This window comes from Nocardia sp. NPDC051833, from assembly GCF_040681225.1.
Classification (GTDB): Bacteria; Actinomycetota; Actinomycetes; order Mycobacteriales; family Mycobacteriaceae; genus Nocardia.
On record NZ_JBFAYK010000001.1, the window covers coordinates 2,011,236 to 2,030,809 of the forward strand.

Annotated in this window: 20 protein-coding genes; 3 read left to right on the forward strand and 17 right to left on the reverse strand. The window is 70.2% G+C overall.

What is annotated here, in order from left to right; all coding sequences use genetic code 11:
- Positions 1 to 255: 255 nt before the first annotated feature.
- The 3 genes from AB0L91_RS08865 to AB0L91_RS08875 are packed head-to-tail and all read right to left on the reverse strand — an operon-like array spanning position 256 to position 2,963.
- The gene (locus AB0L91_RS08865) at positions 256 to 768 is read right to left on the reverse strand and encodes a hypothetical protein (RefSeq protein WP_365008424.1); all 513 of its coding nucleotides are present in this window, start codon (positions 766 to 768) and stop codon (positions 256 to 258) included.
- Entirely contained in the window at positions 765 to 1,742 is a 978-nt protein-coding gene (hemB, locus tag AB0L91_RS08870) for a porphobilinogen synthase (protein WP_355273966.1), read from the reverse strand. Before hemB ends, AB0L91_RS08865 begins: the two co-directional genes overlap by 4 nt.
- Positions 1,743 to 1,784: 42 nt before the next feature.
- Positions 1,785 to 2,963 (reverse strand): serine hydrolase domain-containing protein, encoded by a 1,179-nt coding sequence (locus tag AB0L91_RS08875; RefSeq protein WP_365008430.1) that lies wholly within the window; start codon positions 2,961 to 2,963, stop codon positions 1,785 to 1,787.
- 222 nt (positions 2,964 to 3,185) lie between these two features.
- On the opposite strand from AB0L91_RS08875, the gene AB0L91_RS08880 reads away from it, so the two are divergent.
- On the forward strand, positions 3,186 to 3,470 hold the full coding sequence (locus AB0L91_RS08880) for a hypothetical protein (protein ID WP_357342547.1): 285 nt from the start codon (positions 3,186 to 3,188) through the stop codon (positions 3,468 to 3,470).
- Between the two features lie 56 nt (positions 3,471 to 3,526).
- Here the strand turns inward: AB0L91_RS08880 and AB0L91_RS08885 are convergent, their stop codons facing one another.
- The 5 genes from AB0L91_RS08885 to AB0L91_RS08905 all read right to left on the reverse strand — a co-directional run bounded on the left by AB0L91_RS08885 (position 3,527) and on the right by AB0L91_RS08905 (position 8,993).
- The gene (locus AB0L91_RS08885) at positions 3,527 to 5,098 is read right to left on the reverse strand and encodes a bifunctional uroporphyrinogen-III C-methyltransferase/uroporphyrinogen-III synthase (RefSeq protein WP_355273975.1); all 1,572 of its coding nucleotides are present in this window, start codon (positions 5,096 to 5,098) and stop codon (positions 3,527 to 3,529) included.
- On the reverse strand, positions 5,095 to 6,165 hold the full coding sequence (hemC, locus tag AB0L91_RS08890; protein ID WP_355273976.1) for a hydroxymethylbilane synthase: 1,071 nt from the start codon (positions 6,163 to 6,165) through the stop codon (positions 5,095 to 5,097). Before hemC ends, AB0L91_RS08885 begins: the two co-directional genes overlap by 4 nt.
- On the reverse strand, positions 6,162 to 7,559 hold the full coding sequence (locus AB0L91_RS08895; RefSeq protein ID WP_355273979.1) for a glutamyl-tRNA reductase: 1,398 nt from the start codon (positions 7,557 to 7,559) through the stop codon (positions 6,162 to 6,164). Before AB0L91_RS08895 ends, hemC begins: the two co-directional genes overlap by 4 nt.
- A gap of 76 nt (positions 7,560 to 7,635) precedes the next feature.
- Positions 7,636 to 8,505 (reverse strand): redox-sensing transcriptional repressor Rex, encoded by an 870-nt coding sequence (locus tag AB0L91_RS08900; RefSeq protein WP_355273982.1) that lies wholly within the window; start codon positions 8,503 to 8,505, stop codon positions 7,636 to 7,638.
- Positions 8,506 to 8,711: 206 nt separating this feature from the next.
- The gene (locus tag AB0L91_RS08905) at positions 8,712 to 8,993 is read right to left on the reverse strand and encodes a glutaredoxin family protein (RefSeq protein WP_355273984.1); all 282 of its coding nucleotides are present in this window, start codon (positions 8,991 to 8,993) and stop codon (positions 8,712 to 8,714) included.
- 184 nt (positions 8,994 to 9,177) lie between these two features.
- On the opposite strand from AB0L91_RS08905, the gene AB0L91_RS08910 reads away from it, so the two are divergent.
- Positions 9,178 to 10,107 carry an HAD-IB family hydrolase gene (locus AB0L91_RS08910; RefSeq protein ID WP_365011223.1) on the forward strand — a complete coding sequence of 310 codons (930 nt, stop codon included), beginning with the start codon at positions 9,178 to 9,180 and terminating at the stop codon, positions 10,105 to 10,107.
- Positions 10,108 to 10,113: 6 nt separating this feature from the next.
- Here AB0L91_RS08910 and AB0L91_RS08915 read toward each other — a convergent pair whose 3' ends face one another.
- The 9 genes from AB0L91_RS08915 to AB0L91_RS08955 form a co-directional block, all read right to left on the reverse strand.
- Positions 10,114 to 10,998: a lysophospholipid acyltransferase family protein gene (locus AB0L91_RS08915; protein ID WP_357342544.1), complete on the reverse strand. Its 885-nt coding sequence runs from the start codon at positions 10,996 to 10,998 to the stop codon at positions 10,114 to 10,116.
- Between the two features lie 128 nt (positions 10,999 to 11,126).
- Positions 11,127 to 12,161 (reverse strand): NAD-dependent epimerase/dehydratase family protein, encoded by a 1,035-nt coding sequence (locus tag AB0L91_RS08920; RefSeq protein WP_357342542.1) that lies wholly within the window; start codon positions 12,159 to 12,161, stop codon positions 11,127 to 11,129.
- 236 nt (positions 12,162 to 12,397) lie between these two features.
- Entirely contained in the window at positions 12,398 to 12,499 is a 102-nt protein-coding gene (locus AB0L91_RS08925) for an AURKAIP1/COX24 domain-containing protein (RefSeq protein WP_003402602.1), read from the reverse strand.
- Positions 12,500 to 12,683: 184 nt separating this feature from the next.
- Complete coding sequence (locus AB0L91_RS08930) at positions 12,684 to 12,953, reverse strand: helix-turn-helix domain-containing protein (protein ID WP_355273993.1); 270 nt, start codon at positions 12,951 to 12,953, stop codon at positions 12,684 to 12,686.
- A 162-nt stretch (positions 12,954 to 13,115) separates the two neighbouring features.
- Positions 13,116 to 13,934 carry a pyrroline-5-carboxylate reductase gene (proC, locus tag AB0L91_RS08935; protein WP_355273996.1) on the reverse strand — a complete coding sequence of 273 codons (819 nt, stop codon included), beginning with the start codon at positions 13,932 to 13,934 and terminating at the stop codon, positions 13,116 to 13,118.
- Positions 13,935 to 13,962: 28 nt separating this feature from the next.
- The gene (locus tag AB0L91_RS08940) at positions 13,963 to 14,829 is read right to left on the reverse strand and encodes a thioesterase family protein (protein WP_365008437.1); all 867 of its coding nucleotides are present in this window, start codon (positions 14,827 to 14,829) and stop codon (positions 13,963 to 13,965) included.
- A gap of 93 nt (positions 14,830 to 14,922) precedes the next feature.
- Positions 14,923 to 15,762: a sugar phosphate isomerase/epimerase gene (locus tag AB0L91_RS08945; RefSeq protein WP_357344188.1), complete on the reverse strand. Its 840-nt coding sequence runs from the start codon at positions 15,760 to 15,762 to the stop codon at positions 14,923 to 14,925.
- 42 nt (positions 15,763 to 15,804) lie between these two features.
- Entirely contained in the window at positions 15,805 to 17,598 is a 1,794-nt protein-coding gene (locus AB0L91_RS08950) for a hypothetical protein (RefSeq protein ID WP_365008439.1), read from the reverse strand.
- Complete coding sequence (locus tag AB0L91_RS08955; protein ID WP_357342535.1) at positions 17,595 to 18,578, reverse strand: Ppx/GppA phosphatase family protein; 984 nt, start codon at positions 18,576 to 18,578, stop codon at positions 17,595 to 17,597. Before AB0L91_RS08955 ends, AB0L91_RS08950 begins: the two co-directional genes overlap by 4 nt.
- 65 nt (positions 18,579 to 18,643) lie before the next feature.
- On the opposite strand from AB0L91_RS08955, the gene AB0L91_RS08960 reads away from it, so the two are divergent.
- Positions 18,644 to 19,522 (forward strand): hypothetical protein, encoded by an 879-nt coding sequence (locus AB0L91_RS08960; protein WP_357342533.1) that lies wholly within the window; start codon positions 18,644 to 18,646, stop codon positions 19,520 to 19,522.
- Positions 19,523 to 19,574: the final 52 nt, after the last annotated feature.

The window sequence follows — 19,574 nt, forward strand, 5'->3', positions numbered from 1 at the left end:
CCCGAGGATCAGCCGACCAGGCTCGGCAACAGGATCAGGGCGATGGTGAGGACGGCCAGCAGGACCATCAAGCCGATGACCAACAGGTCGCGCCGCAGGCGGTGCTGCTGCTCGATCACCACGCGCATCATTGCCTCCGAATCCCCCGGTTCTGCCACCGGTCACATCACCGGGATTACCCCAAATCCCTGTGATCATGCTCACCATACACTGTGGCGTGTCAGTGACCAAAGACGTCGGCGTTCAACCTCGCGTTCACCGACGGTTCAGCTGGAAGTACTTCGTCGATTCCGGCCGGTAACTCAGGTACGCGGCGCCGACCGCCAGCACACCCTGCACGATGGCGGTGCCACCGGCGATCATCGTGGCCACCGAGGTGTCGCCGGAGAAGGCGAACATGGTGGCGATCGCGCCCATCCCCAGCCAGACCGCGACAACGGTGAGCACCGTGCGCGCCCAGGACTTGCCCTTGCCGAGCTGCTGCGCGATCAGCACGGTGACCCCGGCGAGCACGAGCCCGACGACCGCGGTCAACCCGAAGGCGAGCAGCACCATCACGTCGACCGTGGACGCGGGGAAATTCGGGTCGCTCTTGTGCATCTCGTCGAGGAACTGCTTGCTCAGCTCGTCGCGCTGCCCGGTCATGGTGGCGATGCCGGCGCCGGTGTAGACGACCCCGAGCCCGGACACGGCCCACCACAGCTGACGTGCGGTGCCGACATCCTCGGGCATCGGGCGGGATTCGGGTTTCTGCGGTGGAACGATCACGACAGCCAGTGTGCAGCCTCGGTCGCCCAATAGGTGAGCACGATGTCGGCGCCCGCCCGGCGGATGCCGATCAGCGACTCCAGGACCGAGGCCCTGCGGTCGATCCAGCCGCGCTCGGCGGCGGCGGTGATCATCGCGTACTCGCCGGAGATCTGGTACGCGGCGACCGGGACCGTGGAGCGGTCGGCCACGTCGCGCAGGATGTCGAGGTAGGACATCGCGGGCTTGACCATCACGATGTCGGCGCCCTCGGCGAGGTCGAGATCGAGTTCGCGCAGGGATTCGCGACGGTTGGCCGGGTCCTGCTGGTAGGTGCGGCGATCGCCTTCCAGCGACGAGCCGACGGCCTCGCGGAACGGGCCGTAGAAGGCGGAGGCGTACTTGGCCGCGTAGGCGAGGATGGCGGTGTCGGTGCGCCCGACCGCGTCCAGGCCGCGCCGGATCGCGCCGACCTGGCCGTCCATCATGCCGCTGGTGCCGAGCAGGTCCGCACCCGACTCGGCCTGGGCCAGCGCCATCTCGACATAGCGATGCAGGGTGGCGTCGTTGTCCACCGCGCCGTCGGCGCCGATCACGCCACAGTGGCCGTGATCGGTGAACTCGTCCAGACAGGTGTCGGCCATGACGACGGTCGCGTCGCCGACCTCCTCGGCCAGCGCGCGCAGCCCCCGGTTGAGGATGCCGTTCGGATCGCTGGCTTGGCTGCCGGTGGCGTCCTTGTCCTCGGGCAGCGGCACGCCGAACAGCATCAGGCCGCCGACCCCGGCGGTCACGGCTTCGACCGACGCCTTGCGCAGCGAGTCCAGCGAGTGCTGATACACGCCGGGCATCGAGCTGATCTCGCGCGGTTCGTCGATGCCGTCGGCGACGAACATCGGCAGCACCAGCTGACGCGGCTCCAGCGTGGTCTCGGCGACGAGCCGACGCAATGCGGGTGTCCTGCGCAACCGCCGCGGGCGGTCGAAAGCGGTCATAGACCGGAGAATACGCCTGCGCGCGGAGCCTCGCGTCGGCGCCTACGCGGGGTCGCCGGCGCGGGCCACCTCGCCCAAGATCGACTCGAACGTGGCAAACACCGGGAGCGGTCCGGCCGAGTTCCAGGTCTGGTTGGTGAGCAGGATTCCGGTCACCGCGCCATCGTTGGACCAGGTGGAGCCGAGGCCGCCGGACCAGCCGTAGGAGCCGGCGCGCGGGCCGTCGGGCAGGTCGCTGAGCTGGACACCGACGCCGTAGCCCCAGCCCGCGCTGCCGTCCGGGTTCGGCCCGCCGCGCGCGAGCTGTTCGGCGGTGAGGTGGTCGCGCGTCATCGTGGCCACCGCCGCTTCGGACAGGATCCGCTCGCCGTCGAGGACACCGCCGTCGCGCAACATCCGGGCGAACCGGTGATAGTCGGCGAGGGTGGAGACGAGTCCGTCGCCACCGCCCTCGAACGCGGGTGGCGTGCTCCACTGTCCGTCGACCGGGTCGAAGACGACGCGCGTGTCATCACGGTCGGCGTAGTGCGGACCGAAGCGGTCGAGCTTGTCGGCGGGGACGGCGAAACCCGTGTCGTCCATGCCGAGTGGACGCAGCACCCGCTCGGCCAGGAACTCCGAGAAGGGCGTGCCCGCCGCCCTGGCGACCAGGAATCCGAGGATCGGCGCGCCGACGTGATAGAGCCAGCGCTCCCCCGGCTGATATTGCAGCGGCAGCGTGCCGAGCCGGGCCAGCCAGACATCGGGCGAGGGCAGCCGGGCCGGGGTGGGCGGACCCCAGCCGAGGCCGAGTTCGCTCCAGGCCGCGTCCAGCGGCTTGGGCGTGAAGTCGGCGAAGTCCATCCCCCAGCCGAGCCGGAAAGTGAGCAGGTCGTCAACGGTGATCGGGCGCCGGGCCGCGACGGTATCGGTGATCTCGGCGGCCGGATGCGTCAGCACGCGGCGGTCGGCGAGCTCGGGCAGCAGCCGGTCGACGGGTTCGGCCGGGTCGAGCACGCCGTCCTCGATCAGGATCGCGGCGGCCACGGCGGTGAGCGGCTTCGTCATCGAGGAGATGCGGAAGATCGTGTCGGTGCGCACCGGGGCCGCGCGCGACTCGTCGAGATGGCCCGCCGTTCCGGTGCGCACCTCGTCGCCGACCGCGACCAGCCAGGCCAGGCCGAGCAGTTCCCCCGCCTCGACGTGCGTGCCGAGCCGTTTGCCGATCCCGTCCACCGTCATCGTGTCTCCTCCCGTGACATCGGTGCCCACTAGACCACACGGGTCCGACAGCCGCCCGGCGGCAGGCCGTTGCGAACCTGTGGATAACATCGAATCCCACTGGAGCTCAATGGCTTCCGCGAGAGATCGGCGAAACTTGTCGGACCCCCTCGCTACAATCGAAAGCGTGTTCGAGGGTTCCCGACGATCGGGGGCGGGACCCATTCGCGACGGGAGGACGCCATGAACGCCATTGCCGCAACGTCGAAGTCCGGTTTCATCACCGCACCGTATGTGCCGCTGGAGAAGAAGCGGCTGCCCGCGGGCAGGCCGCGGCGCTGGTACGTCACGCACAACCGCAGGCTCAAGGCCATGCGGTTGACGATCGCGCTGCTCGATTCCGGTGTGTACCTGCCGAATCAGGCGACCAACGAGACGATCCGGCGCACCGCCGAACAGATCGAACTGCGCCCGCCGTCGGACGCCACCTGCCGGCTGGTGCGCACGCTGCTGCGCTACAGCCGATGATTCCGATACGCCGAAGGCCCGCCACGGTGGGCGGGCCTTCGGGCGGTCTCGGCGGGCTAGCGGCTGCTGCTGCGGCGGCTCTTCTTCCGCGGCGGCGGCAGCAGGCCCTCCGCGCGCAGGCGCGAGGCGTGCTCGGCCAGCGCCTCCACCAGCGGGCCCACCTGCGCGGTCTCGGGCTGCACGTCCACGCGCAGACCGAATTCGATCGCGGTCTCGGCCGTCTTCGGGCCGATGCAGGCGACGATGGTGCGCGCGTGCGGCTTGCCCGCGATGCCGACCAGGTTGCGAACCGTGGAGGACGAGGTGAACAGGACCGCGTCGAAACCGCCGGTCTTGATCATCTCGCGGGTCTCCGCCGGCGGCGGCGACGCGCGCACGGTGCGGTAGGCGGTGACGTCGTCGATCTCCCAGCCGCGCTCACGCAGGCCCTCGGCCAGGGTCTCGGTGGCGATGTCGGCGCGCGGCAGCAGCACCCGGTTGACCGGGTCGAACACGTCGTCGTAGGGCGGGAAGTCGGCCAGCAGGCCCTCGGAGGACTGCTCACCGCTCGGCACCAGTTCGGGGTTGATGCCGAAGGAGCGCACCTTCTCCGCGGTGGCCTCGCCGACGCAGGCGATCTTCACGCCGGAGAACGCCCGCGCGTCCAAGCCGAACTCGGCGAACTTCTCCCACACCGCGCGCACCGCGTTCGTGGAGGTGAACACCACCCACTGGTAGCGGCCGTCGACCAGGCCCTTCACCGCGCGCTCCATCTGCGCGGGGCTGCGCGGCGGCTCGACCGCGATGGTCGGCACCTCCATCGGGATGGCGCCGTGGGTCACCAGCCGCTCGCTCATCTCGCCGGCCTGGTCCTTGGTGCGCGGCACCAGCACGGTCCAGCCGTAGAGCGCCCGCGACTCCCACCACGACATCTTCGAACGCTTGTCGACTTCCTTGCCCACGGTGACGACCAGCGGGCCGACCAGCTCGGAGGCGGCGTTGTTGAGCGTGGCCAGGGTGGCCTCGATGGTGCGCTGCTGCCGGGTGGTGCCACGCACCGTCACCGCGACCGGGGTCTGCGGGGCCAGCCCGTGCTCGACCAGCGCGCTCGCGGTCTCGGCCAGGTGGCCGGAGGTGGCGCTGAGCACCAGCGGACCGGGGGCGGCGGCCAGCGCCGCCCAGTCGACCTCGCCGCGCACATCGGCCTCGGTGTGCCCGGAACCGAGGGCGATGCCCGCGTAGCTGGGCACCGCGGAGCCGTTGGGCAGGCCAGGCAGCACCTCGAACACCATGTGCGAACGGGTGACGGCGTTGACCTCGTTGATCACCGAATCGGTGGTCAACGGATCACCGGCGACGACGCGCACCACGTCGTGGCCGTTGCGGGCCTCGGCGATCAGCGTCTTGGCCACCTCGGCGGGCTCGCCGAGCGCGGGCCGCACGTCCACCGGACGCTCGCCGTCCTCGGCCGCCTCCACGCCGATGCCGATCAGCGCGAGCACGCCCTTGTCCACGTCGGGGTCGGTGAACGCCAGCGTCGCCCGCTCGAGCACCTCACGGGCGCGCACGGTCAGCAGGGCCGGGTCGCCGGGGCCGGATCCGACGAAAAGGATCCGCCCTGGTTGCTTCTTGGTGCCTCGGCTGCTCATCGGTTGTTCTCCATCGGGCTGGAATTGGTGAAGTCTGGGGCGGGAGTGTTCACCGCCTGTGTGGGGGAACCGACCTCCGGTTCCGGCTCGTCCGCGACGCTCAGCAGTGCGCGAGCGCCCAGATCCAGCAGTTCGCGCGCGAGCGTGCGGCCGAGCTCCTCGGCATCGGCGGGCGCGCCGACGATCGAGGCGCGCAGCACGTCGGAACCGTCGATCGCGGCGGCACAGGCCCGCAGCGACAGCTCCTCGAAGATCCGGCCGTCCTCGTCGATCGACTCGACGACCTCGGCGATCGCGCCGATCGGAGCGGTGCAGCCCGCCTCGAGCTCACCGAGCAGCGCGCGCTCGGCCACGACCGCGGCCCTGGTCGGCGCGTCGTCGAGGCCGGTGAGGATCTCGATCAGCTCCGGGTCGTCGCTGCGGCACTCCACCGCGAGCGCGCCCTGCGACGGCGCCGGCAGCATCTGCACCGGCTCGAGCGATTCGGTGATCGCGTCGGTCCGCTCGATCCGGGACAGGCCCGCGCGGGCGATCACGATGGCGTCGAGCTCGCCCTCGCTCACCTTGCGCAGCCGGGAGTCGATGTTGCCGCGCAGCGGGACGATGTCCAGGCCGAGGCCGAGCGCGCGCAGCTGGGCGGCGCGCCGCGGCGCCGAGGTGCCGACCCTGGCGCCCGCGGGCAGCTCGCCGAGGACCAGGCCGTCGCGAGCCACCAGCGCGTCGCGCGGGTCCTCGCGGGGCGGGATGGCGGCGATGGTGAAGCGGGGGTCCTGGGCGGTGGGCAGGTCCTTGTAGGAGTGCACCGCGATGTCGATGCCGCCCGCGGCGAGCTCGTCGCGCAGCGCCGAGGTGAACACGCCGACGCCGATCTTCTGCACCGGATCCGACGACAGGTCGCCCGGCGTCTTGATGACGACCAGCTCGGCGGGCTGCCCCGCGGCGATCAGCGCGTCACGGATGGTGCCCGCCTGGGTCAGGGCGAGCAGGCTGCCGCGCGTGCCGATCCGCCACGGCGCACGAATGCTGCCTGCGGTCACGGTGTCCTCTTCCTGCACTGTCGTGGTCATGATGCGTCCTGCCCGTCGCCGAGGTGTCCTGCGGTGAAGTCGTCGGCCAGCGCGGACTCCGCCGCAGCGACCTCCATGGGAGCGGCAACCGCTTGCACCGCACCGGGTTTCAGTTCGAACAGCTCACGCAGCGCCTCGGCGTAGCTGTCGCCGCCCGGCGTGGAAGCCAGCTGCTTGACCCGCACCGTCGGCGCGTGCAGCAGCTTGTCGACGACGCGGCGCACAGTGCGCGCCACCTCGTCGCGGGCCGGGTCGGCCAGGTCGGGCAGCCGCGAATCCAGCCGCAGCAGTTCGGCTTCCACCACTTCGGCGGCCCGCTGCCGCAGCGCGGCCACCGTGGGGGTGACCTCCGCCATGCGTTGCCCGGCAAGGTATTTGGCGAGTTCGTCGGCGACGATCTGACGCGCGGCGGCGGTGTCGTCGGCCGCGGCGCCCGCGGCCGGATCGCGCTGCAGCGATTCGATGTCGATGACGGCGACGCCGGGCAGCCCGGCCACCGCGTGCTCCACGTCGCGCGGCAGGCCGAGGTCGCAGAAGACCAGCGGCCGGTCGGCGGCTTCGGTGTTGACCCGCCCGGCGAGCGCGCGGTGGGTGTCTGCCAGGGTGACGACCGCACCGACCGCGCCGGTACAGGTGATGACGACATCCGCGGCCGCCATCGCCTCGGTCAACCGCGACATCTCCACCGCTTCGGCGTCGACGCCGTGCATGCTGCGGCCGGTCTCGGCCAGGCGCTGCGCGCGGTCGAGCGTGCGGTTGACGACCACGATCCGGCCGATCCCGGCCCGCGACAGATGCGCGACGGCCAGGCCGCCCATCGCGCCGGCGCCGAGCACCACCGCGGTGCGCCCGGCCAGCTCGCCGACGACGCCGCGCGCCCGGTCCAGCGCCACCGACACCACCGACGCGCCCGCCCGGTCGATGCCGGTCTCCGAGTGCACCCGCTTGCCGACCCGCAGCCCGTGCTGGGCCAGCTCGTGCAGGGTGCGCCCGACCGCCTGCTGCCCGTCGGCGCTGGCGTACGCGCTGCGGATCTGGCTGAGCACCTGCTGCTCGCCGACGACCATCGAGTCCAGGCCGCTGGCGACCGCGAACAGGTGCTCGGCGGCGGCCTCGCTGTAGCGCACGTAGGCGTGCCGGGTGAGATCGCCGAGTGGCAGCCCGGAATGCTTGGTGAGCAGTTCGCTGACCTCGCCGAGCCCGCCGTGGAAGGCGTCGACCACGGCGTAGACCTCGACGCGGTTGCAGGTGGAGACGATCATCGCCTCGGACACGTGGCTGGAGGCGAGCAGCCGGTCGACCAGCTTCGGGCGGTCGGCCTCGCTGATCGCGACCTTCTCGAGCACCGAGACCGGCGCACTCCGATGAGAAATTCCGACGAGCAGGACGCTCATGACCGCACCTCGCTTGCGCTCGGCGCCGTCATGCGCGTCCGCGCGCTGGCCTGCTGATTCGCTCGCTGGCGCTCGCTCATGGCGTGATCACCGATCCCTTGGTGCTTGGCTCCGTTGCCGAATGCGGGGTGGCCGAGTGCGGCGCGGTGCGTCGCGTAGGCCTGCCGCGCGCCGGTTCGACCGGCGCGGGGTGCGTGAGGGCGGGATGGTTCTGCGCCGGTACCCGGCGGGCGATCCGGCCGGATCCGGCCTGGGCCACCTCGGGCAGGGCGGGCGCGTCGTTGCGAGCGGCGTCGAAGGAGAGCATCTGCAACTCCATCGCCAGATCGACGCGGCGGACCTCCACGTGGGCGGGTGCGCGCAGTTCACACGGGGCGAAGCTCAGGATCGACGGGAGCCCGGCGGCGACGAGCCGGTCGCACACGTCCTGGGCGGCCTCGTCCGGCACGGCGAGGACCGCGATGGTCGGCGCGAGCGCCGGGATCTGCTCGGTGAGCTGGTCGACATCGCGCACGACGAGACCGGCGTACGCCTGGCCGATCACCGCGGAGTCGTTGTCGAAGATCCCGACCACGGTGAAGCCACGTACCCCGAAACCGCCGTAGCCGACCAGGGCGCGGCCCAGATTGCCCGCACCGATCAGCACCACCCGATGTCCCTGTGACAGACCGAGCACATCTTCGATCCTGGTGCGCAATTTGGCTACGTCATAGCCGACACCCCGCACACCGTTGGGTCCGAGGAAGGAAAGATCCTTGCGCAGCTTGGCCGAATTGACACCCGCCGCGACAGCCAGTTCCTCACTCGATACGATGGCTACACCCTCGTCGGCCAACCCGGCGAGAACCCGGAGATAGGTAGCAAGACGAGTCACCGTGGCCTGGGGGATATCCCTCTGAAGAGCCTTGCCGGAGACGCCACCTGGCGTCTCATGCTGCTCTGTCACGTCGTCGGCTCCTCGTGCCGGGCCTGATCGCGGTCCGGTTTCTGTCGTTCGTTCACCGGTGGGGGTCACTGCGTCGCGAGAGCGCGACCGGTGCCATGGGGGGCTGTACAAACCCGGTCACCGCCGCTGCTGAGCGCGGCGGTGCGGATTGCGTGCCACCACCGTAACCGCTTGTGCAGGCGTTCACAAAGTCGGTGAAATTGGCCTCATTTTCCGCCGCGACCAGCGAAACGGCTCAGGTCGGCCCGCAAACGTGGCTCGTCGACGTCGAAATAGCTGTGTTCACGGCCATCCAACAGGACCACGGGCAGCCGATCGCCGTATTCTGCGCGTAGTCCGGGGTCGTCGGCCGCGGCCTCGTCGACGTCGACGGTGTGCACCGGGAGACCGAAATCACCACAGATCGTCTCCAATTGCGCCAGTGCCGTGGTGCACAGGTAGCAACCGGCGCGCGTCAACAGGGTCACGGTGGGTGTGGGATTAGTCATGAGCCCTATTTAATCCTCGAGCCCGCCGCGGCTTGTCGGTGAATCCGGTTACTGTGGACATGGTTCGCGCGACTAGCGGAGGGTACTGGTGCCGGAACGTTCGAAGGTGGCTAGGGCCGGATTCGTCGCAGGGCGATTCGGGGAGTTCCCTGCGCGGTGGCAACCCAGCCGCCTGGGCCAGGAACTGCAGGAACAGTTCGCACGGCTGCCCCGCAGCCCGTTCGGGCCGAGCGAGGAGGAGCTGCGCGCCAACCTGGCCGGTGAGGCCAGCGCCGACGCCGCGCTCACCCTGCACGAGTCCGAACTCGCCGAACAGGGCGAGCCGACGGGCCAGGAGGTACCCCGCGATCTGACGGCGGCGGCGTTCTTCGACGTCGACAACACCCTGGTCCAGGGCGCCTCGATCGTGCACTTCGCCCGCGGGCTGGCCGCCCGCAAGTACTTCAAGACCTCCGATCTGGTCGACGTCGCCTGGAAGCAGGTGAAGTTCCGGGTCACCGGCAAGGAGAACTCCTCCGACATGGCCTCGGGCCGGGAGAAGGCGCTCAGCTTCATCGCGGGCCGCCCGACCGCGGAGCTCGCCGCGCTCGGCGAGGAGATCTACGACGAGATCATCGCCGACAAGATCTGGCCCGGCACCCGCGCGCTCGCCCAGATGCACCTGGACGCGGGCCAGCAGGTGTGGCTGGTCACCGCGACGCCGGTGGAGCTGGCCAATGTCATCGCCAAGCGGCTCGGGCTCACCGGCGCGCTGGGCACGGTGGCCGAGAGTGTCGACGGCAAGTTCACCGGCCGCCTGGTCGGTGACATCCTGCACGGCCTCGGCAAGGCGCACGCGGTGCGCACCCTGGCCATCCGCGAGGGCCTCAATCTCAAGCGCTGCACGGCCTACTCCGACAGCCACAACGACGTGCCGATGCTCTCGCTGGTCGGCACCGCGGTGGCGATCAACCCCGACTCCGACCTGCGTGAGGTCGCCAAGAACCGGGGTTGGGAGATCCGTGACTTCCGCACCGGCCGCAAGGCCGCCAAGATCGGCGTGCCCACCGCGCTCGCACTCGGCGCGGCGGGCGGTGCGGTCGCGGCGGCGGTCGCCCGCCACCGGGAGCGCTAGGCGCCGCTACCCCAGCACGGTGTTGCGGCGCTTGGCCAGCAGCTTGTAGAGGGTCTGCTGGATGGTCTCGCGGACCTGGTCGGTGACCTCGAACATCGTCATCGGGTCGTCGGCCTCTTCCGGCTCGTAGGCCGTGGTGGCGATCGGCTCACCGAATTCGATGTACCACTTCGAGGGCAGCGGCACGGCGCCCAGCGGGCCCAGGTGCGGGAACAGCGGGGTGACCGGGAAGTACGGCAGGCCGAGCAGGCGGGCCAGCGGCTTGATGTCGGCCAGCTTCGGGTAGATCTCCTCCGAGCCGACGATCGAGCACGGGATGATGGGCACACCCGTGCGCACGGCCGCCGAGACGAACCCGCCGCGCCCGAAGCGCTGCAGCTTGTAGCGGTCGGCGTAGTTCTTGCCGACGCCCTTGAAGCCCTCCGGGAACACACCCGCGATCTGGCCGGAGCGCAGCAACCGCTCGGCGTCGGGGTGGCAGGCCAGGGTGTGCCCGGCCTTGCGGGCCAGCGCGCCGAGCAGGGGCAGCTCGAAGATCAGGTCGGCGGCCAGCAGCCGCAGCGCCCGGTGGCTCGGGTGCTTGTCGTGGATGGCCAGCTGCAGCATCAGCCCGTCGAGCGGGACGGTGCCCGCGTGATTGGCGACGATCAGCGCGCCGCCGGTGGCCGGGATGTTCTCCAGGCCCGCGGCCTCGACCCGGAACCAGTAGTCCGACAGCGGCCGCAGCGCGGGCAGGATGACCGACTCGAGCAGATGCTCGTCGTAGCCGAACTCGTCGACCGAGTAGTCGCCGGTGAGCCGGCGCCGCGCGAACTCCGCGGCGTTCTCGATCTGGCCCGCGACGGTGTCGCGGACGAGGTCGGACAGGGTCTTGGGTGGCCGGGTTGGCATCCCCGGCCTGCGTTCACTCAGCGAAGTGACCGGGGTGGCTTGCCTCGGCTGGTCTGGCCAGCGGCGCGCCTGCGGTCGTTGTCGGGTCTCGACATTCACGTCGAGACGAATGACTTTCGCTCCCTCGTTCATGTATGCGCTCCCGAACCGGCCCCGATGAGGCCGAGCAGTTTGGTTTCCGCGGCGTCGATCCATGCCGGATCGAAGACGGGCCGCAACGCTGCGCCCGCGATGAAGTCGTCGAATGCCTGGACCGTGGTCCAGCGGGGGGTGAAACCGAGTTCGGTCCGCATGCGGGTGGTATCCAGCCCGCAACCGAAGTAGAAGTAGTCGGGTTGTTCACCGCTGAATCCGCGCATGACCGGGCCCATCAGCGTGCGCCCGACAGTGCGGAAAACGAAGAACGGCACCGGCGCGACAATGCGGCCAGCCCTGCGGATCGCCTGGGACATGGCCAGCGCGCCGTCGCCCGCGATATTCACCGTGCCGCCGTGTGCCCGAAATGCCGCGTGCACCAGGACGGCGACAGCGTCTTCTTCATGCAGCAATTGCAGCCTGGCTTCGCGTCCGAGGACGGTGGGGGTGATCGGCGAGCGCAGATATTGCACTCCGCGATCGGCCAGCCGGGGACCCACGATCGGCGCGAAACGCAGAATCGAGGCGGAAATATCGGGCCTGCGTCGCGCCATTCCGCGCACCAGTGCCTCGATATCGATCATGTCGCGCGCAAACCAACCGGCCGGTGGGGTACGCGCGCCCATTTCCTCGGTGAATTTCGCCGGGTCCTTGGCACTGCAGCCGTACACCGCCGAGGACGACCGGACGACAACGCGCCGCACCGACGGCGCCTTCTGACAGACCGCGAGCAACTGCATCGTGCCGAGGACGTTGAGATCCTTCATCACCGCGCGTCCGCCACCGGCGGGCGGACGGGTGAGCACGGCCGCGTGGACGACGGTGTCGACGTCGTTGCCCTCGACGACCTTGCGGATCAGCGGATTCCTGATGTCGGCGCGCACGAACTCGGCGCTGCCCATGCGACGGCGGAGCTCCCGGCTGGGGGTCATCGTGTCGACCGCGATGACGCGCTCGACACCCGGTTCCGCGGCGAGCCGGGACGCGACATTGCCACCGAAGAAGCGGCTGGCTCCGGTCACCAGCACTACCTTCGGTACGTGTCGTTCCCGTGTATCGGAACTCGGTCCTGGCCCCACTCAAAGCCCCCTGCTTCTCATGTTTTCCCGCGTACCAGAGTAGCCGCATTCGTGCCACCCACCGACACGATCAACAAGCTTTTAACGAGGTCGACTCGTCAGCGCATGACGAGATTCACAAACCTGATCTTTTCAAAACGAGAGCCCGCCACCTCGAAGGTGACGGGCTCGCGTGGCACGCAGGCTTACTTGCCGAGTTTGCGCCGCTGAACACGCGTGCGGCGAAGCAGCTTGCGGTGCTTCTTCTTCGACATACGCTTGCGGCGCTTCTTGATCACAGAACCCATAGGGTTTCCTCGCGTTTCTCTTCTCGGCATACACACGCGGTGTCGCGTGCGTCGTCTGGTGTCCGCGCCGCCGGGGCGCACCGGACACCACGAAGCGGTGCCACCGGCAGGCGGACACGAACCGAGGGTTCATGCTACCGGGACACCCGAGCAGCGACGAAACCGCCCTTGTGGCCGACCTGGGTCAGCCGGCGTCGAAGTACGACGTCTCCAGGTAGTCGTGCACCGCCTTCGCGTGCACCCGGAACGAGCGGCCGACCCGCACCGCGGGCAGTTCACCCGAGTGGACGAGCCGATACACCGTCATCTTGGACACCCGCATGAGATCGGCGACTTCGGCGACGGTGAGAAACTGTGTGCCACCGCCGATCACCGGTTGTCCCTGTGTGGAGCCGACCCGCGGACTCGGCGAACCCGATCCGCCGCCCGACGCCGGTGAATTGCTTGCAGACATTCTGTTCGCAGACATCATGGCACCATTGACCTCCGGCACGTCCGCGCCGCCGGCTTCCCCACCGGCGGAACAGACACGCACGTGCTTCTACGAGCTTAGCGGGACCAGTGGGATTACTGCGACGGGTGTGAGAAATCGGTTTTCATCCCGGGTACCCGATCGTCATTCGTTCGACGCGCCCTGTTCCGCGGAGCGTTGCTTGGAGGCGTGCAGCGCCTCGATGAACGTCGAGCGCAACGCGCCGCGCTCGAGCACCCGCAGTGCCGCCGCCGTCGTACCGGCGGGCGAGGTGACCGCGGCCCGCAGATCGACCGCGTTCTGCCCGGTCTCGTCCAGCAGCGCCGCCGAGCCGATCATGGTCTGCACGACCAGCTGGGTGGCCACATCGCGCGCCAGCCCCAGGCTCACACCGGCATCGATCATCGCCTCGACGACGAGGAAGAAATACGCCGGTCCGGAACCCGACACCGCGGTGACCGCGTCCATCTGCGATTCGGCCACCGTCACCACCTTACCCACGGCCTCGAGCATCTCGCCGACGAGCTCGAGCTGCTCGGCGTCGGCGTAGCGGCCCGGCGCGAGCACGCTCATGCCCTGCCCGACCAGCATCGGGGTGTTCGACATGACCCGGACGACCGGGAAGCCCGCGGGCAGCTTGGACTCCAGCCGCGCGGTGGTGACACCCGCGGCCAGCGACACCAGCACCTGCTCGCTGCCGGTGTCGAGATCGGCCTTGGACAGATCGGTGAGCACCGAGTCGACATCGCCCGGCTTGACCGCGACGACGACGATGTCGGCCCCGACGACCGCCTCGACGACCGAACCGCTCACCCGCACCTTGAAACGCTCGGCGAGCTGCGCGGCCCGCGCGGCGACCGGCTCGACGACGACCAGGTCCTTGGTCGCCCGGCCGGACTCCAGCAATCCGGCGACCAGCGCCTCACCGATCCGACCGCCACCGACTACCGCAATTCTCGTCATGGAATCCAGGTTAGTGGTGCCGCACCCCTCAGCGCGCCGCCGGGATCAACGCCAATTGGCGACTCTGCGCGACGACCGCGCCGGTGGAGTCGATGACCAGCTGGTCCTCGTCGAACATGCGCTCACCGACCTCACGGGCGGTCGCGATGACGCGCAGCCAGCCGGGAGCGGGGATGCGGCGCAGGTAGGTGGTCATCTGGACGGTCGGCGACCAGCCGAACTGGCCCAGGTTGATCGGCACCGGCGGGCTCATGTCGGCGGCCATCATGGCGAAGGCGGCGCGCACGCGCGGGTCGGCCTCGTCGCCGTCGAGCGGGCGGATCCACAGCCGGGCCCGGGGCGCGCCGGTCTCGCCGCGGGCGAAGTCGGCCCACTTCGCGTCGAGGTAGACCCGGGCCACCTCGCCGACGTGCACGATCTTGCCCATCGGCGAATCGGGGGTGTACTCGAGCGCGGTGGCGTCGGGCTCGGCGGGCATGTCGGTGCCGGTATCGCTCCAGCGGGTGCCGTCGACATCGAGGTGACCGAAGGTGAAGGCGGTGCGCACGAGGGTGCGGCCGTTCTGGATCAGCTCCGCGTCGGCGAGGCAGATCTGGCGCCCCTTCTTGCGGATGTGGACCGCGTACTCGACCTCGCCGGGCTCGGGGGCGCCGAGGAAGTCGGAGCTGGCCGCGATCGGCGCCATCTGCGCGAGCGAGGCGTCGGACTCGGTGAGCCAGCGGGTGGCCGCGGCGGCGCTGGCGGCGACCATGGTGCCGCCGTGCACTTTGGGACCGATGGTCCAGGCGGGCGCGATGATGCCGACGTAGCGCCCGGTCTCGGCATCGGTGGTGGGGAGTTCGGTCAGGTCGACGACCTGACCGAACGGCGCGTCGGTCGCGAGTTCTCGCGTCATCGTCACTCCTGGTCGCGGTTCACTTCGGTTCGTACAGCGTACAAGCATGCTATGCAAGGCACCATACTGCGGCGGTGTGACGTAGCAGATGCCTCAGCTGAGGTCGGCGTGGGTGGCGCCGGTGAGGTGCCTGCGCGCGAAGTCGAGCGTGCGGCCGAGCAGGGCCGAGCGCTCGGCCGTGGTGCGCGCGGTCTGGGTGTTGATCTCGGCGACGGCGTGCCCGGTGAAACCGGTGTGCACCAGGTGCTCGCACAGCTGCGCGCACGGCTGGGTGCCGTCGCCGGGGACCAGGTGCTCGTCGTGGGCGGCGCCGCGGCCGTCGGCCAGATGCAGGTGCACCAGGCCCTCGCCCATCCGCCGGGCCAGCTCGAGCGCGTCGGCACCCGCGGTCGCGGTGTGCGAGAGATCGAGGGTGTAGTGCTCGAAGCCGATGTCGGTCGGATCGAAGGACGGGCTGAACGCGCTCACCGCCGGACCGGGCCCGGAGCGGCGTTCGAGCCTGCGCACCGCGCCCTCGCGGAACAGGGTGTCGGCCCGCATCGGGAACATGTTCTCCACCGCGACCTTGACCGGGTAGTTGGCCTCCAGCTCACCGACCTGGTCGGCGAACCCCTTGGCGTAGCGGCGCTGCCAGCGGAACGGCGGATGCACCACCACGGTGTCGGCGCCGAGCGCCTGCGCGGTGCGCACACTGCGCTCCAGCTTGGCCACCGGGTCGGCGCCCCAGACCCGTTGGGAGATCAGCAGACACGGCGCGTGCACGGCGAGCACCGGAACGCCGTAGCGCTTCACGTAGGACTGCACGGTCGCGATGTCCTGGCTGGCCGGTTCGGCCCACACCATCAATTCCACACCGTCGTAACCCAATTCGGCCGCGTAGCGGAACGCCGCCTGGGTGTTCTCCGGATACACCGACGCCGTCGAGAGCCCGATTCCGATATCCGCCCGCGCGTTCCCCACAGCCCACTCCCTGCTTCAGCTGGTACTGAGGAGAAAGGCTAGCGGTCCGAGCGTCACGAAGACGCCTACGACGACGGCGATCACAGTGCTGTAGATGTCGTCGGTGCGGCGCAGTATCCGCACCAGCGCCACCAGCCCGAGGATGACGACCATGGCCAGGGCCAGCGCGACCCAGGGCAGCGTCTCCCACATCGTCTCGAAACCCTTGAACAGCAACATTCCGGCGATCGCCGCGCCGACGCTCTGCCCGCCGAGGATCAGCCACTGACGGCGGTTGTCGTCCTCGGTGGCGCCGCGCGCCAGCTGGGAGAAGCGCCCGCTCGCGCGGGTGGCCGCGACCCGGCTCGCCGCCCGCGACTTGGCCCGGCTCGCCACCTTGGACGCGGCGGCCTTGGTCGCGGCCCGCCTGCTCGCCCTGGTCGGCTTCGGTTCGGGCTCGTAGTCGTCGTAGTCGTCATCGTCGTAGCCGGTGTCGTAGTCGCCGGTGGTGTAGTCGGTGTCGGAGTAGTCGTTGTCGGCGTAGTCGCGGTCGACGTAGTCGGACTCGGCGTAGTCGTCGGTGTCCGGCTCGGCGGCGCGGTTACCGCCGACGCGGTAGACCTCGGTGCGGGCGTCGGCGTCGTCGGCCTGCTGGCGCAGCAGGTCACCGGCCACCGACTGACCCGAGATCAGCGGCTGCTCCTGGCTGACCGGCGACCAGGCGGCCGTCGGGAAACCGCCGCTCTCGGGCGCGGACGGCGCCGGGTCGGGCCGGTGCCTGCGCGCCGACCAGGACGGCAGCCCACCGGTCTTGCCCGCGTCGGGCCCCGGCCTGCGCCGATCCAGCGACGGCCGCTGCTCGGCCTCGGGGGCGGGCCAGCCGGTCCCCCGCGCCTGCGGGACGTCGGGGGCGGGCGGGGCGTTGTAGGCCTGCGTGGCGTCGATGTCGGCGCGCGGACCGAACTCGGGGAACGCGTTGAAGCCGGGCGCCGCGCCACCGGGAGCGGGGAAACCACCGAAACCGGATCCCGAGTCCTGGCGGCCGGGGAAACCACGGGCGGTGTCCGGGGCGGGAGCGGGGGGTTCGAATCCGGTCGGCGCCGCGTATCCCGACGCGTCCGGCGTCCACGGCGCGGGTGCCGCGGCGGCCTCCTCGGCGGCTTCGGCCGCGCGCCTGCGGGCAGCCCGGCCACCGGTGGCGGGCGGCGCCTGCGGCGGCTCGGGCAGCGGAGCGGGTTCGGGCGCCTCGTCCGGCTCGGCCCGGCGGCGACGGCCGCCACCGACCGCGGGCAGCGCGCCCGAGCCGAACATCTCGGCGATGCCGGGATCGACCGGCTGGGCCGAACTGGGCGCGCCCAGCCGGCCGGGACCACGTCCGGCACCGCGCGAGCCCGAGTCGCGCGCCTCGGCGCGATACGGGCCGAACGGATCGGCCGACGGGCGCTGGCCCGCCACGCCGAGCGGATCGCTCGGATCGGGGGCGGAGAACCCGGACTGGGGATCGAAGCGGGTGATCGGCCCCGACATCGGCGAGTACGCCGGCTCGGCCGGGCCCGGCGGCGGATACGGCGCGGGCTGATAACTCGCGGGCGGTTCGTAGGCGGGCGCCGGCTCCGGCTGATAGGCGGGCGGCTCGGGCTCCGCGCTGGGCGCCGCGTGCGAGTTCGGCCGGACGGCCGCGTTCTCCCCCGTCAGATCATTGACCGAGAGCCCGCGACCACTGCGCCGCCGTCTGCCGCCCCCACCGCTCGCCGGCGGCGACGCGCCCTGCGCGGCATTGCGCGCGAGTAGTTCGGCGACCGATAGCTGTTTCGAATCGTCAGCACTCATGCCGACTCCGCTCTCGCCACCGACGCGACCGGCGGGACGATGGACGGCCCCCCGTTCGGCTCGGTATCCAGCTTGCGCAGGATCAGGCCTTCACGCAGCGCCCATGGGCAGATCTCGATGCTGTCGAGCGACAACGCCCGCATACTCGCCTCCGCGACCAGTGCGCCGGCCACCAACTGCTGGGACCGGTCCGAACTCACGCCTTCCAGCTCCGCGCGGTCGGCCGCGGTCATCCGGGAGATGAACGCGATCAGCTGGCGCAAACCGGAGCTGGTCAGTGTACGGCGCACCCGCGGACCGGCGGCCGAGGGTGCCGCCCCGGTCAGCCTGGCCAGCGAGCGGAAGGTCTTCGAGGTGCCGACGGCCAGGTCGGGCTTGCCCGCTTCGATGATGGTCCGGGTGGGCGCGACGAGCTCGGCGTCGAGCCAATCGCGCAGGACCGCGATCTTGCGCTTGCTCGGCGGATCGTCGCGCAGCCACTCCCTGGTGAGCCTGCCCGCGCCGAGTTGCAGCGACAGCGCGACGTCGGGTTCCTCGTCGCCGCCGTTGGACATCTCCAGCGAGCCGCCGCCGATGTCGAGGTTGATGATGCGGCCCGCGCTCCAGCCGAACCAGCGGCGCACCGCGAGGAACGTCAGCCTGGCCTCGTCGTCGCCGGAGAGCACCTGCAGATCGACTCCGGTCATGCCGCGCACCCGGGCCAGCACCTCGTCGGAATTGGTGGCCTCACGCAGGGCCGATGTGGCGAACGGCATCAGCTCGACGCACTTGGAATTGCGCGCCAGATCGGCGAATTCCTCGATGGTCGCGATCAGCCTGGCCTCGCCCGCCTCGGTGATGCGGCCGTCCCCGTCCATGTTCTCCGAGAGCCGTAACGCCGACTTCGACGAGCTCATCGGCATCGGGTGACCACCACGATGCGCGTCCACCACGAGCAGGTGAACGGTATTGCTTCCGACATCGAGAACACCAAGCCGCACAGGAATACGGTACTTGGTGATCCGGTACTACAGGTCAGGCGACTGAACTGTTAGCGTCACAAGTTGTGACCGAAGGCGCATCTGGCACCGCGGAGACCGGGCTCCGACCTGGGCGAAAGATCGATCCGAGCCCCGAGGTCGAGCTCGACTTCCCACGCGAATGGATCGAGTTCACCGACCCAGCAAACGACGAGCACCAAATCGTCGCCGATCTGACCTGGCTACTCTCCCGCTGGTCGTGTGTATTCGGCACACCCGCCTGTCAGGGCATCATCGCCGAACGCCCCGACGACGGGTGCTGCTCGCACGGCGCTTTCCTCGCCGACAAGGACGACCGCAAGCGGCTGGCCGGTGCTGTGAAGATGCTCACACCCGAGGACTGGCAGCTGATGGGCGAGGCCACCGAGAAGGGCAAGGTCGTCAAGAAGGGTTACCTCGAGCTCGACGAACTCGAGGACGAACCGGCCCTGCGGACCCGCCGCTTCGACGGCGCCTGCATCTTCCTCAACCGCCCCGGTTTCGCCGCGGGCCCCGGCTGCGCGCTGCACATCATGGCGGTGCGCAAGGGCATCGAACCGCTCGAGGTGAAGCCGGACGTCTGCTGGCAGCTGCCGATCCGCCGCACCCAGGATTGGGTGGAACGTCCGGACGGAGAACAGATCCTGCGCACCGTGGTCACCGAATACGACCGCCGCGGCTGGGGTCCGGGCGGCCTCGATCTGGACTGGTACTGCACCGGTTCGCCCGACGCGCACGTCGGCGCCAAGCCGGTGTGGCAGTCCTACGGCCCCGAGCTGCGGGAACTGCTCGGCGCGCCCGCCTACGAGGAACTGGCCCGGCTGTGCCGCCGGCGCGAGGGCCTCGGTCTGATCGCGGTGCATCCGGCGACGGTGGAGGCGGAACGCATCCACCCCGAGGCTCACATTTCGGATCAATCGGCGTGAAAACCTCGTAACCTGCTGGTTCACCCCGTGGTCATGCGGAAGTCACTCCGAT